Annotated in this window: 10 protein-coding genes, 1 other RNA gene and 1 pseudogene; 11 read left to right on the forward strand and 1 reads right to left on the reverse strand. The window is 38.7% G+C overall.

Annotated features, from left to right (window positions below):
* Nucleotides 1-202: 202 nt before the first annotated feature.
* From secG to T501_RS00920, 7 genes and pseudogenes are all read left to right on the forward strand, one after another.
* Nucleotides 203-445, forward strand: a complete 243-nt coding sequence (gene secG / locus T501_RS00895; RefSeq protein ID WP_026509385.1) for a preprotein translocase subunit SecG — start codon at nt 203-205, stop codon at nt 443-445.
* 60 nt (nt 446-505) lie between these two features.
* Nucleotides 506-3,028 (forward strand): annotated as a pseudogene (gene rnr, locus T501_RS00900) (ribonuclease R); the annotation flags it as partial.
* Nucleotides 3,029-3,102: 74 nt separating this feature from the next.
* Nucleotides 3,103-3,567: an SsrA-binding protein SmpB gene (smpB, locus tag T501_RS00905; RefSeq protein ID WP_026509383.1), complete on the forward strand. Its 465-nt coding sequence runs from the start codon at nt 3,103-3,105 to the stop codon at nt 3,565-3,567.
* Nucleotides 3,568-3,674: 107 nt separating this feature from the next.
* Nucleotides 3,675-4,023, forward strand: a transfer-messenger RNA (tmRNA) gene (gene ssrA, locus T501_RS20580).
* A 115-nt stretch (nt 4,024-4,138) separates the two neighbouring features.
* Entirely contained in the window at nt 4,139-4,960 is an 822-nt protein-coding gene (locus T501_RS00910; protein WP_044912712.1) for a hypothetical protein, read from the forward strand.
* A gap of 18 nt (nt 4,961-4,978) precedes the next feature.
* On the forward strand, nt 4,979-5,791 hold the full coding sequence (gene proB, locus T501_RS00915; protein ID WP_026509381.1) for a glutamate 5-kinase: 813 nt from the start codon (nt 4,979-4,981) through the stop codon (nt 5,789-5,791).
* Nucleotides 5,792-5,793: 2 nt separating this feature from the next.
* Nucleotides 5,794-6,360, forward strand: a complete 567-nt coding sequence (locus T501_RS00920) for a GNAT family N-acetyltransferase (RefSeq protein WP_044912714.1) — start codon at nt 5,794-5,796, stop codon at nt 6,358-6,360.
* Nucleotides 6,361-6,485: 125 nt separating this feature from the next.
* Here T501_RS00920 and T501_RS00925 read toward each other — a convergent pair whose 3' ends face one another.
* Nucleotides 6,486-7,064: a hypothetical protein gene (locus T501_RS00925; protein WP_026509379.1), complete on the reverse strand. Its 579-nt coding sequence runs from the start codon at nt 7,062-7,064 to the stop codon at nt 6,486-6,488.
* Nucleotides 7,065-7,215: 151 nt separating this feature from the next.
* Here T501_RS00925 and T501_RS00930 point away from each other — a divergent pair, with 151 nt between their 5' ends.
* The 4 genes from T501_RS00930 to T501_RS00945 are packed head-to-tail and all read left to right on the forward strand — an operon-like array spanning nt 7,216 to nt 14,111.
* Entirely contained in the window at nt 7,216-10,098 is a 2,883-nt protein-coding gene (locus T501_RS00930; RefSeq protein WP_044912716.1) for an FtsK/SpoIIIE family DNA translocase, read from the forward strand.
* Nucleotides 10,099-10,112: 14 nt separating this feature from the next.
* Nucleotides 10,113-11,789 carry a formate--tetrahydrofolate ligase gene (locus tag T501_RS00935; RefSeq protein ID WP_026509377.1) on the forward strand — a complete coding sequence of 559 codons (1,677 nt, stop codon included), beginning with the start codon at nt 10,113-10,115 and terminating at the stop codon, nt 11,787-11,789.
* 17 nt (nt 11,790-11,806) lie between these two features.
* On the forward strand, nt 11,807-12,652 hold the full coding sequence (gene folD / locus T501_RS00940) for a bifunctional methylenetetrahydrofolate dehydrogenase/methenyltetrahydrofolate cyclohydrolase FolD (protein WP_044912718.1): 846 nt from the start codon (nt 11,807-11,809) through the stop codon (nt 12,650-12,652).
* A gap of 4 nt (nt 12,653-12,656) precedes the next feature.
* A complete protein-coding gene (locus T501_RS00945) occupies nt 12,657-14,111 on the forward strand; it encodes a chitobiase/beta-hexosaminidase C-terminal domain-containing protein (protein WP_026509375.1) in 1,455 nt (484 codons plus the stop codon).
* Nucleotides 14,112-14,116: the final 5 nt, after the last annotated feature.

Below are 14,116 nucleotides of genomic sequence, written 5' to 3' on the forward strand. Positions count from 1 at the left end.
TCTACGTCTTGAATATAGGATTTGACCCTTTGCCGAAGGCAACTGGAATGGGCAAATCCAGTTGCTGTGAGCACCGTAAGGTGTGAACAGTAACATCATACGAGATTAGCTTAGCTGTATTCAGAGCAATACTTATTGATTTTATAGATAAAGTATGTTATCTTAAATAAGTATTTCTGTATAATTTTAGGAGGGTGTTTTTGTGGCAGCTTTGAAAATTGTTTTGGCAATTATTTTTGTTATCGATTGTGTTGCACTTGTTACACTTGTACTTGCTCAGGAGGGTAAGACACAGGGACTTGGTGCTATTCAGGGATTTGCAGAGACTACTTACTGGGGGAAGATTAAAGGTCGTTCCAGAGAGGGAGTTCTTAAAAAGATTACAATCGTATTGTCAGTACTGTTTATCGTTTTGAGCGTTGTACTGAATATGACTGTATTTTAATTGTAAATTGCAGCTTGAAGGGCACTCTTAATGAGTGCCCTTTTATTATCTTATTTCACCATTATAAATACTCTGGAGATTGAAGGGACCTTATATATGAGTAAGAAAAAAATAATGAAGAAAAAACAGAATATAACAGGAACCTTTATTTCTAACCAAAGAGGCTTTGGATTTGTAGAGGTTGAAGGAAGAGAAGAGGATATTTTTATTCCCGAAGAATATACAGGCGGAGCTTTTCAAGGAGATACCGTTGAAGTAATGATTACTTCTGATAAAGATCAGAACGGTGGAATGCGCGATGAAGGCAGAGTAGTCAATATTTTGGTGAGAGCTGTTGACAGAATAGTAGGCACTTATCAGGATGGTAATACCTTCGGATTTGTTATACCTGATAATCTAAAGTTCACCCAGGATATTTTTGTGCTAAAGGAACACTCTAAGGGTGCGGTATCCGGTGATAAGGTTGTAGTATCTATTACCTATTATGGAGATCCGAATAAAAGCAGAAAACCGGAAGGGAAAGTTACTGACATCATTGGTAACATAAATGATCCCGGGGTTGATATCCTGTCTATAGTTGAAGGCTTTGATCTTCCTAACGCATTTCCTGAGAAGGTTATGAATCAGGCTGAAAAATGCAAAGATCATCTGATAGAAGGGGATTATCAGGGAAGGCTTGATCTTAGAAACGTGGATATGGTTACGATAGATGGTGAGGATGCGAAGGATCTTGATGATGCGGTATCACTGACTGTAGAGAATGGTATTTATCATCTTGGAGTGCATATAGCTGATGTAACCAATTATGTACAGGAAGGTTCTGCGCTTGACAGAGAAGCGTTAAAAAGGGGTACAAGCGTGTATCTTGTCGACAGAGTTATTCCTATGCTCCCTCATAAATTGAGTAATGGAATCTGCTCTCTTAATCACGGAGAGGACAGACTTGCCCTTAGCTGCATGATGGATATTGATTCTAATGGTAGCGTTATCTCTCATAAGATAGCTGAGACAGTTATTAATGTTAATGAGAGAATGAGCTATACTTCAGTTGCTGCTATTTTGGAAGATGAAGATGAAGCAGAAATTGAAAAATACCATGAACTTGTTCCCATGTTCAGGAATATGGCAAGACTTTCAGAGATTTTAATAAAAAAGAGACAAAGTCGGGGAGCGATAGATTTTGATTTCCCTGAGGCAAAGATAATTCTTGATAGAGAGGGGAATCCCTTAGATATTCAGTTGCGACAGGCTAATACGGCAACAAAGATGATTGAGAGCTTTATGCTTGCTGCAAACGAAACAGTTGCGGAGCATTTCTATTGGATGGAATCTCCTTTTGTTTATAGAGTACATGAACAGCCTGATTTGGAGAAAATTGCAAATCTCAATGCGTTCATATCAAGACTTGGACTGCATTTGAATATTCGCGACGATGAGGTAAGACCTTCTGAAATACAGGGCCTTCTTGATAAAATAGAAGGAACGGATGAAGAGGCTGTAATTAGTAGAATCGCTTTGCGTAGTATGATGCAGGCTAAGTATAGTACAGAATGTCTGGGACATTATGGACTTGCATGCAAATATTATTGCCATTTCACTTCACCCATAAGGCGTTATCCTGACCTTCAGATACATAGAATTATTAAAGATTATCTGCGTGGAAGGATGGATGATGACAAGATAAAGCATTATAATGAAATCCTTGAAGAAGTTGCAAAGCACTCATCTGATACGGAGAGGCGCGCAGAAGAGGCTGAGAGGGAAACCGATAAATTGAAGAAGGCACAATATATGGAATCTCATATCGGTGAGGTTTTTGAAGGCGTGGTTTCCGGAGTTACCGGATGGGGAATGTTTGTCGAGCTTCCAAATACATGTGAGGGCTTGGTTCCCGCTTCTACTATTGAAGATGACTTTTATGTTTTTGACGAGGATAATTACAGGCTTGTTGGTGAGCGCACCGGTAAAATGTACTGTCTTGGACAGACAGTGAAGGTTAAGGTTCATGATACTGACAGACTTAGTAAGACCATTGATTTTCGTGTGGTTACAGATGATTCTCGAAGTGGAGATTATGATGATCTCTATGAAGAGGATTATTATGAAGAAGAGTATTATGAAGAGGATGAAAACGGACATCTTAAGCTTGTTTCGGGCAAAAAGGATGGTAAACATAAATCAGATAAGCATCTGAGAAAGTCTGAAAAGAGCAAGAAAACTTCCAGAACGGAAAAGAAGACCCCGGCTAAGCTAAGAGCTGCTAAAATTTCAAAGTTATCTCTTGATAGTTCCTTTGAGGAGGCACCTTATAAGGCTAAGAAAAAGGGCGCCGGTGATATTAAAACGCAGTCTGGAAATAAGTACGATGATTTAGGTAGGATAAGCAAGAAAAAAGAAAAAGAAATACTTAAAGAAATTGCTGAACTGAAGAAGAAAAGCAAATTAAAAGGAAAAAAATCAGAGAAAAAGGCAGAAAGTAAAGACAGTGTGAGCAGTAGAAAGGTCTATAAGGTTCACAAATATAAAAAATCAGCTACATCAAAAGCTGCCAGAAGTTCTCAGAAAAAAGGAAGAAAAAAATAAATTACTAAACCTGTGGTTTATTGTTTTTTATCCAAAACAAGATATCATATTACTAGAATAGAGGTGAGTTCATCATGGCTGATGACAAGATTAAACTGATAGCAAATAATAAAAAAGCTTTCCATGACTATTTTATTGAAGAAAAATATGAGGCAGGAATCAGTCTTGCTGGAACTGAGGTAAAGTCTCTCAGGCAGGGAAAATGCAGTATTAAGGAAGCCTGGGTAAGTATTGATAAGGGTGAAGCATTTATCTGTGGCATGAATATAAGCCCTTATGAAAAGGGAAATATTTTTAATAAAGATCCGCTTCGTGTGAGAAAACTTCTTTTGCATAAACTTGAAATAAGAAAGCTGGATCAGGCGTCTCAGGCACAGGGATATACTCTTGTTCCGCTTGAGGTATATTTTAAGCATGGTAGGGTTAAAGTTCAGATTGGTCTTGCAAAGGGTAAAAAGCTCTATGACAAGAGAGAATCAACTGCTAAGAGAGATCAGCAGAGAGAAGCTATGAGAGATTATAAGGTAAGCCTTAGATAATCGTCAAAAATGTTATATAGCCGGTTGATTTTATTTGAAATTGCCGATATACTTATTAGGCATTCGTGGTTTGTTATTCAAATGCTGAATGCCTGAAAATTTAATAAGGGTTAGTAAAGGTTTCGACAGGGATTCTGAAGCTGGAGAAGCTGTCCGCAGGATGGTGCGTTAAACCTCAAACTTAAATATAAACGCTGAAGATAATTTAGCACTCGCTGCCTAAGTGCGGCGCGTAGACCTAAGTGCACCTGCACATTTAGCAATCTACGTCAACTTTGCAGGAAACGACGTGATGATTGCTCCGTAATCATGGGCGTATCAGGGGCTACTTCTTATATTAGGGCGCGGGCTTCCGGTTATAAGAGGGAATTGGCTTTGCCACAATAGCCAGCTATGACAGTAGAAGGACAGGGGATGGGTTTTTGGACGCGGGTTCGACTCCCGCCTAATCCACTAAAAAAGCGCCGATTGGCGCTTTTTTTATGCCGTAACTTATTCTTGCAATTATGTCTACTTGTGGTTAGAATGGTCTTTAGGCATAAAATATAAACATAATATTAGGAGGTAATATATGAAAAAAGCGGGGAATACAATTAGGGGGATAATAGCATCAATTCTTGCAGCAGCTTTCATCGTAAGCGGTGTTCCTGCAAATTCAATTAATGTTAAGGCAGCTACAAAAGTAGATGTCAGTGAGACAACACAGGTATTAAATAAAAAGGGCAATCTTGTATATAAAGAGACTGGTAATAATACAGTAACCATTACTCCAGGTTCTTTTGCAAAAAATGTTCTTTCTGTCACAATCAATGATGAAGATGCAAAGATTAAGAACATTAAGTGCAACAAGAAGCTTAAGTATAAGAGAACCTATGTAAGCTTTGATGAGCAAAATGACAGAGTCACATACAGATTTTCTTTTTATACCACAGCTGCCAGACGTTATAAATTCAAGTTTTCTGTAGATAATCAGGAATATTTTGCAATTATAAATGCAGCAACTCCTGTTGCTAAGGCTACATTTAAAGGACAGGAACTTTCAACAAAGCCCGGTTTTCTTGGTAATTCAAACTATGTGACAGAACTTGCAAAAGGCAAATTTAATGTTACAATGTCAAATAATTACGTACTGACTTCTATTCAGGTTGGTAAGTATAAGAATGTTACTACCGGAGATATCACAGAGCCTACTCTGTACTGGACAACAATCCAGAACAATAAAAAGGTTGTTTTGAGTAATGAACGTCAGGTAGTTGTACATGATAATAAGAATACCAGTGAAAACAGCATGTTTGCCACGACGATTATCAGAGTTAATTATAAGTATGTAAAGAGTAACACAACCGGTTGTGTGGACTATTACTTTAACAGAATTGTGGATACTGACAACTGAGGAATATAGGGAAAAAATATGAGCCGAAAGAAAATTAGAAAAGAGCGAATTGTTGTAAAAGTCGGAACATCGACTATAACCAACGAGAATGGCGGATTAAATATCCACCAGATTGACCTTCTTTGCAGAGCACTGGCAGGAATAGAGAATCTTGGCTATGATGTGGTGCTTGTAAGTTCTGGTGCGATCGCAGTTGGGGCAAATAAAATGAGACTTTCTCAAAAACCAAAGGATTTGAGATTGAAACAGGCTGCTGCATCAGTAGGACAATGTGAACTTATGCATCTTTACGATAAATTATTTGGTGAATACGGTAGACTTGTAGGGCAGATTCTTCTCGATAATGATGATATTGAGAATCCTATAAGAAAAGAAAACCTTACCAATACATTTGATGCACTTTTAGAAAATCATATTATTCCTATTGTTAATGAAAATGACTCAGTAAGCCATGTTGAGATTGAATCAGATCAGAAGCTCTTTTCTGATAATGATATGCTTTCGGCTATAGTAGCTGTATTTTGCGGAGCATGTAAACTTATTATCCTGTCGGATATAGATGGCTTTTATGATAAGAATCCTTCTAAATATCCTGATGCGAAGCTTATCAGCAGAGTTGAGAATATTGATGATACAATATATGAGCTTGCTGAGGGAAGCGGTTCTAACAGAGGAACCGGCGGAATGGTAACAAAGCTTCAGGCAGCTGAACTTGCAACTTCAAGGGGTGTTGATGTGCTTATTACAAATGGTAATAACACAGACAATTTATATGATATTATTAATAAAAAGCATGTAGGTACTTTGTTCGTTGCAAAGGAGAACAACTGATCTTGGTTGGAATAATTAAAACAGAGCGTCTGCTTCTTCGGAAATGGAAGGAGCAAGACGCTGAAATTTTATATAGAATGGCAAGTGATCCCCTTATCGGGAAGGGTGCCGGATGGCTTCCACACAAAGATGCGAATTATTCCAAGGCTATAATAAGAACGATTCTTGTGGATGATGGAGAATTTGCCATAACATTAAGGGACAATCCTGATATTCCCATTGGAAGCATAGGGCTTAGAATCGGGGCTGATCAAAAGCGTGGGATATTCAGAGAGGATGAGGCTGAAATCGGTTATTGGATAGGCCATGATTATTGGGGGAATGGCTATGCGGTCGAAGCTTTGTCTGAACTTGTAAAATACAGCTTTGTTGACATAGGACTCAGTGCTGTATGGTGCAGTTTTTTTGACGGCAATGATAAATCACGAAAAGTTACGGAAAAATGTGGGATGATGTACCATCACAGAAATGAGAATCTTTTCAATTCAATGTTAAAAGAATATTATAATGAAACTATGGTGAGAATCTCGGCAGAAGAGTACTTTATGAATTCAAAAAGTCATAAGTAAGAAAAATTGATCAGGTTTGCAGAGACATCATCAAGTGTTTTTACTGACATAAAAGCTCCACCGGTTCATATGAATTGTACCTGGTGGAGCTTTTATGTGTTGTTTTTAGGATAACTTACTGATTATCAGTCTATTATAGGACTGTCATTAAACTTATCGTAAATCTCTGAAAGATAGGTCTTAACCATTTCAATGTTAGCCATCTTCTTAAGTTCAACATTACCCATTGCAATTGCAATCTCATCAGCAAGAAGAAGCATGTCGTAAATAGCGAGCTTGAATTCGGCTCTGGTCATGTTCTTTAAGCAGATTTCCATGAGGGGAGTACCCAACTTCATGGTTACGTTTTCGTCAGCAATACCTGTCATGAGAACCATTGTGTCGGGATCAAAGTTTACATATAAAATAAGCTTTTCTTTCTCATGCTTTTTTAATGTAAGAGGTGTCTGATGACTTGTCTCCATCCATTCATATAAATCAGCATCATCCGGGTGAAGAAGATAATTTGTAAGCTCTTCACGATGTTTCTCAACGTACTGAAGATATTTGCTGGCGTTAGGACCTGTATAGGAAAGGTCAACTTTAAGTCCGTTTTCTGTTTTTAATAAGCGACATTTGGAAGCTACTTCTTTTATCTTAAGAGTGCTTTCAGTGTTACCAATCTGTCTGAGCAGACCGGTTTCAAGTTCCTGTCTGAATTCCATATGTAAATTCCTCCAAAAAATAGAATTACGTTATCACTGAGCGTGTTAAGTATAGCACAAAGACTTTAAAAATGATATACTATTTCAAGGTATGTGCCTTTTTTGCAAGATATATACCGGGGAAAAGTTTTGAAAAAAGTTAAGGGTAAATATGGCTACAAGTAATTCAAGAAAACGCTCTACAACGGGCAGAAAGACAAACACAAGAAAAAGATCTACGGCAGCAAGAAGGAATTCCAGAGTAAGACAGAATTATGAACCACTGGATTATGCAGTTAAGAGCGAGATAGCTCTAATTGTTTTTGCAGCGCTAACGATCTTTTTATTTTTATGTAATTTTGGTATTTGCGGTATTTTTGGAAATGCGGTAAGCAGTATTTTGTTCGGCTTGTTTGGCATAATTGCATATATTATGCCGATAATCCTTTTTGCTACCGGAGCATTACTGCTGTCAAACGGACCAAGTCCTGCAGCACTTAGGAAAATATTCTCCGGATACCTGGTATTACTGGTGTTCTCAATGTTTTTTGAATTGTTCACCGGCAGGGTACAGGGGATGACCGGATACAATGCAGGTGAGATATATAACAGTGCGGCTTCAGCGCATAATGGTGGTGGATTTATAGGTGGAAGCTTTACATACCTCACCTATCATAACCTGTCTCTTGCAGGAACTCTTATTTTAATGATTGTAGCAGGATTTATAGGAATTTCACTATTCACGCAGAAGTCTATGCTTAACGGTGTAAAGCGCGGCGGAAGGCATGTGCTTGAGAGAACAAGGCAGGGAGCTTTGGATTATAGAGAGCGAATGGATCTGCGCATGAAACTCCGTGAAGAAGAACGCATGAGACTTGAGGAAGAGGAACAGCTCCTTCTTGAACAAAAAGAGGATGCTAAGATCCTCAGAATGGATAAGAAAGTCTCTGGTGTCAGCATGAATACTCTTCTTGACGCAGATGATCAGGAAGAATATGAAGAGACGGATATTTATCGGGAAAATGACACTCCGGAGCATGACGAAGAGCAGCAATTCAGAATTCATGGAATCAATCAGATCGATGAAGAGGAAGATAATAGTCAGTTCTATATTCCGGAAGAAGAAATTCATGATGACATACATGAAATAAGATTCAGACCGGGAATGACAACTGAAGCAGAACCTGACGGTCAGTTTGTAATGAAGACCGAGGTTAAACATGAAAATGAATCGTCACATCATATTATTGACATTAGTGACCGGTATATCGAAGATGATAGCGAAACTGAAGAAGTTTCTTATGATGAGAATGATCAGGATCAGGTTGATGATGAAGATGATTCAGCAGCACTTGAGGCTTTGCATGCTGTGAAGAATTACAAACCTGTCGCAAGGCTTCGGGAAGAAAAAAGTACTGACACTATGGATGATATACCTATTCATTCGGAGAATCTTGCTCCTGATTATAACGGAGAGTATGCTGTTCACAGCACAGATTATATAACAACAACCAAAAATAAAGAGGCTGAGATAAAAAGACAGGAAAAAGAGAAAGAAATTATGAAGAAGCCTGCCGCAGAATACAAATTCCCGCCTGTCAATCTTTTGAAAAAAGGTTCAAAAGGCAAGGGGGATTCAGCAAAGCATCTTAAAGAAACAGCGATGATTTTACAGGATACCCTGTCGACGTTTCATGTTAATGCAACAGTTACCGATATCAGCCAGGGACCTTCTGTTACAAGATATGAGCTTCAGCCTGAGGCCGGTGTTAAAGTAAGAAAAATTGTTGATCTTGCAGATGATATTAAGATGCATCTGGCGGCAACAGATATCAGAATTGAAGCGCCTATACCAGGTAAATCTGCGGTAGGAATAGAAGTTCCGAATAAAGAGAACACGATGGTGGCTTTAAGGGATCTTATAGAAAGTGAAGATTTCCGGAAGTCAAAATCAAATCTCTCAGTTGCAATAGGTAAGGATATTGCCGGAAAACTTGTAATTACTGATATTGCTAAAATGCCTCACCTTTTGATAGCAGGTGCGACAGGTTCAGGTAAATCAGTATGTATCAACACTATCATTATGAGTATTATTTACAAAGCTTCACCTGAGGACGTAAGGCTCATTATGATAGACCCTAAGATAGTTGAGTTATCTGTTTACAACGGAATTCCGCATCTTCTTATTCCTGTTGTCACAGATCCTAAGCAGGCTGCAGCCGCACTTAACTGGGCTGTTTCTGAGATGACTACAAGATATAAAAAGTTTGCGAATGCAAAGGTACGTGATCTGAAGGGCTATAATGCTGCATGTGCAAATGCAGATGATCCTGAAATGCAGAAAATGCCTGAAATAGTTGTTATTGTTGATGAGCTTGCGGATTTGATGATGCAGTTTAAAAATGAAGTCGAGGATTCAATAGTAAGACTTACACAGCTGGCCCGTGCCGCAGGTATTTATCTGATAATTGCAACTCAGAGACCTTCTGTTGATGTTATAACAGGACTAATTAAAGCCAACATCCCCAGCAGAATTGCTTTTGCGGTTTCAAGCGGCGTTGATTCAAGAACGATTCTTGACAGTAATGGTGCTGAGAAGCTCATTGGTAAGGGTGATATGTTATTCTTCCCGAGAGGATATAATAAACCTGCCAGAGTACAGGGATGCTTTGTTTCTGATGATGAAGTATCGGATGTTACTGATTTTGTTAAGAATCAGGGTGTTGAGACAAATTATGGAGGAAATGTCTCGGATGAGATTTCCAATATAGAGGTTTCTTCTAAATCAGCACAATCCTCCGCAGGAAATGACCCGGCGGACACCTCTTCTGATCTGGACCCGTTGTTTGCACAGGCGGGAGCAGCTATTATAGAAAAGGATAAGGCATCAATAGGCATGCTTCAGAGACTTTATAAGATTGGCTTTAACAGAGCTGCTCGAATAATGGATCAATTAAGTGATGCCGGTGTTGTGGGACCTGAAGAGGGCACAAAGCCCAGAAAAATTCTTATGAATAAAGAACAATTTGACCAGATGATAGATAATGCATCATAAGAGAGGAGATTATTATGGCATTTAAATCAGATATTGAAATAGCAAGAGAAGCAGAAATATGGCCAATAAAAAAGATTGCGCAGGATATCGGAATAGACGAGGATGATCTTGAATTATACGGAAAATATAAAGCAAAGTTATCCGAGGAGTATCTTGAGAAAATCAAAAATAATAAGCAGGGCAAACTTGTACTTGTGACTGCTATTAATCCTACTCCTGCTGGTGAAGGTAAGACTACAACAAGCGTTGGACTTGGAGATGCTCTTTCAAGACTTGGTAAGAAGACTGTAATCGCACTTCGTGAGCCTTCACTTGGACCTTGCTTTGGAATCAAAGGAGGTGCTACTGGTGGTGGATATGCGCAGGTAGTACCAATGGATGACATGAACCTCCATTTTACAGGAGACTTTCATGCCATTACATCTGCCAATAATCTTCTTGCAGCTTTACTTGATAACCATATTCAGCAGGGAAATGAACTTCAGATTGATACCAGACAGATCATCTTTAAGAGATGTGAGGATATGAACGACAGAGTTCTTAGAAACATTGTCGTTGGACTTGGTAATAAAATGGATGGCGTTGTCAGGGAAGATCATTTTGTAATTACGGTTGCTACAGAAGTTATGGCTATTCTTTGCCTTGCAAAGGATATGAATGATCTTAAGGAACGTCTCTCAAGGATTGTTGTCGCTTATAACTATGCAGGCGAACCGGTAACAGCAGGCGATCTCAAGGCTGTTGGTGCTATGGCAGCACTGCTTAAGGATGCAATGAAGCCTAATCTTGTACAGACTCTTGAGCATACTCCTGTTATTGTGCATGGTGGTCCGTTTGCCAATATTGCACATGGATGTAATTCAATAAGAGCAACCAATGCGGCTCTGCACATGTCAGAAATAACCATAACCGAGGCAGGCTTCGGCGCTGATCTGGGGGCTGAAAAATTCCTTGATATCAAGTGCAGAATGCATGGATTAAAGCCTGATGCGGTTGTTCTTGTGGCTACCATAAGAGCTCTCAAATATAATGGAGGTATCCCTAAGAGTAACCTTTCTGAAGAGAACCTTGATGCCTTGAAAAAAGGTATTGTTAACCTTGAGAAGCATATTGAGAATTTGCAGCAGTATAAGGTGCCTGTTGTTGTTACTCTTAACAGTTTCCTTACTGACACAGAAGCTGAAATATCTTATGTTAAGGAATTCTGTGAATCAAGAAATTGTGATTTCGCTATTTCTGAAGTATGGGAACATGGCGGTGCCGGTGGTGAAGCACTTGCAAAGGCAGTACTTAATACATTAGAGAATAAGAGCTCAGCTTACGAACCTATATACAGTGATGATTTATCACCTGAAGAGAAGATCGAAGCTGTAGCTAAGAAGATTTATGGAGCAGATGGTGTAATTTATGCGCCTGCTGCCAAAAAGCAACTGCAGAAAATCGTGGATATGGGATATGGAAAACTGCCTGTATGTATGGCAAAAACACAGTATTCTTTATCTGATGATCCTGCATTATTGGGCAGACCTTCAGGCTTTGAGATAAACGTAAGAGATGCTTATGTTTCTGCAGGTGCAGGCTTTATAGTTGCTCTTACGGGAAATATCATGACTATGCCGGGACTTCCGAAAAAGCCGGCTGCATTTGACATTGACGTTGATGATAAAGGCAATATTGTAGGATTATTCTGATTAAAGGATGATATAGAATGAATATTATTGATGGAAAACTGATTTCTCAGCAGGTAAAGGATGAAGTAAAAGCAAAAGCAGCAAAACTTAAAGAAAGTAAAGGCATTGAAGTATGCCTTGCAGTTATATTAGTTGGTTCTGATCCGGCTTCACAGGTATATGTAAGAAATAAGAAAAAAGCCTGTGAGTATGTTGGCTTTAAGTCCTTATCCTATGAACTTCCTGAAGAGACTACTCAGGAGGAACTTTTACAGCTTATCGATAAGCTTAACAATGATGAAACTGTTCATGGAATACTGGTACAAATGCCTGTACCTGAACATATTGATGAGAAAGCTGTAATTGATGCTATATCTCCGAGAAAGGATGTAGATGGTTTTCATCCTATGAACGTCGGTGAATTATGTATTGGCGAACCTGGATTTGTATCATGTACCCCTGCAGGAATAATACAGTTATTAAAGAGATCCAATATCGATATAAGTGGCAAGGAATGTGTTATTGTCGGAAGGAGTAATATTGTCGGTAAACCCTTGGCACTTCTTATGCTTAGGGAAAATGCAACTGTTACCATCGCACATTCTAAAACAAAGAATCTTAAAGAAGTTTGTAAAAGAGCAGATATTCTGATTGCCGCTGTTGGTAAAGCAAAAATGATCACTGAAGATTACGTAAAAGAAGGTGCTGTTGTCATTGATGTAGGAATTAACAGAAATCAGGATACAGGAAAACTATGCGGTGATGTGGATTTTGAAGGAGTTTCAGAGAAGTGTAGCTATATAACTCCAGTTCCGGGTGGCGTTGGACCGATGACCATAGCAATGCTTATGAACAACTGTCTCGAATCAGCAACAGGAGAATAGTTTTATGAAATGTCCTAATTGTGGGAAGGAAATTCCGGAAGGACATCTTTACTGTGAAGCTTGTGGAAAAGAGATTAACTTTGTCCCGGAATTTGACCCGGAAGTTGAAAACAGAATAAATGAGTCTTTGTCCGGCGTAGCCGATGCCCTTAAGAACGAAAGCATCTTCTATACAAAGAAGCTAAGTGGAATGAAGGCAAACAAAAGTGAATTAAGGCCTTATGTTATTCCTGCAATTACGGTCATTGGAATAATCATAGCTTTACTGGTTGTGGTTATATTTATGTTTGGAGGAATCAGAGAGTCAGCAAGCTTTGAGGAACAGGCTGAGAACTATTATGTTGAAGGCGACTTTGATAATGCTATTACTCTAATTGATAAGGCTATTGAGAATTCAGCAGACGAGGATCCTGAGACCAGAGCGAATCTTTTATACACAAAGTATGAGTATCAAAGGGAAGCAGGAAAGACGGATGATGCGCTTTTGACAATTCTGACTCTTACAGATGAGACTGTATTTGGTGAAGATATAGCGAGCAATGCTATCGATCAGGTAGTAGGTATTTATAAAGACAGAGAAGATTACGAGGCTATTTATGAGCTTATAAATAATTCTTCCGTTACTGAAATCAGGGAGAAGTATTCGGATTTTCTCCCCGAAGAACCTTTGATTTCTCCAAATGGCGGTGACTTTGATGAAGTTGTTTATGTGAGAATAACCGATGATTCCAAAGGGGATATTTACTATACGGTAAATGGTAATGATCCTGATGAAAACAGCATTAAATATGGTGATGAGCTTATATTGGAGGAAGAGGGCGATTATAATATCCGTGCTGTATTAATTAATAAATACGGAATAAAAAGTGGTGTTTCGAAGGCTCTGTTTCATCTTGAAAATCTTGGACCTTCAGAACCGGTTATAATGGAGGACAGCGGAGAATACTCCCAGGCGACCATGATTGTAGCCGTATGTGATCCGGATTGCAAAATTTATTACACTAATGATGGAAGTGACCCCACCGAGGCATCGACTGAGTACATTTCACCTATTTCCATGCCAATTGGTAATTCAACTTATAAATTTATAACAGTAGATTCTGAAGGCAATGTCAGTGATGTTGTTGAGAGAAATTATCATCTGACATATACAACACTTATTTCAGTTGAACAGGCCAGACAAAGCATAATATCTATTTTGTTAAAGCTTGATATTCTGCTTGATTCCACAGGAAAAGTCAGAAGTGAGGAAGGACATTTTGATTATGTCTACGGTGGTGATATTGAAATAGAAGGCTCAGGTCAATACTATAAATTCGTAGAAACACATGTTTTTCCTGATGGTCATACAAGTGAAACAGGTCTTTTGTATGCGGTTAATACACATGATGGAAAAGTAAACAGGCTTGGCTATGATTCAAGCGGAAAATATACTCTTATTACCATATCTAACCGATAATTTAA

Origin of the sequence: Butyrivibrio sp. WCE2006 (assembly GCF_000701985.1) — a bacterium.
Lineage (GTDB): Bacteria > Bacillota > Clostridia > Lachnospirales > Lachnospiraceae > Butyrivibrio.

Coding starts and splice junctions, on each gene's coding strand:
- T501_RS00930 (WP_044912716.1), top strand. CDS start 7,216: ATGGCTACAAGTAATTCAAGAAAACGCTCTACAACGGGCAGAAAGACA.
- T501_RS00945 (WP_026509375.1), top strand. CDS start 12,657: ATGAAATGTCCTAATTGTGGGAAGGAAATTCCGGAAGGACATCTTTAC.
- folD (WP_044912718.1), top strand. CDS start 11,807: ATGAATATTATTGATGGAAAACTGATTTCTCAGCAGGTAAAGGATGAA.
- smpB (WP_026509383.1), top strand. CDS start 3,103: ATGGCTGATGACAAGATTAAACTGATAGCAAATAATAAAAAAGCTTTC.
- T501_RS00935 (WP_026509377.1), top strand. CDS start 10,113: ATGGCATTTAAATCAGATATTGAAATAGCAAGAGAAGCAGAAATATGG.
- proB (WP_026509381.1), top strand. CDS start 4,979: ATGAGCCGAAAGAAAATTAGAAAAGAGCGAATTGTTGTAAAAGTCGGA.
- T501_RS00910 (WP_044912712.1), top strand. CDS start 4,139: ATGAAAAAAGCGGGGAATACAATTAGGGGGATAATAGCATCAATTCTT.
- T501_RS00925 (WP_026509379.1), bottom strand. CDS start 7,064: ATGGAATTCAGACAGGAACTTGAAACCGGTCTGCTCAGACAGATTGGT.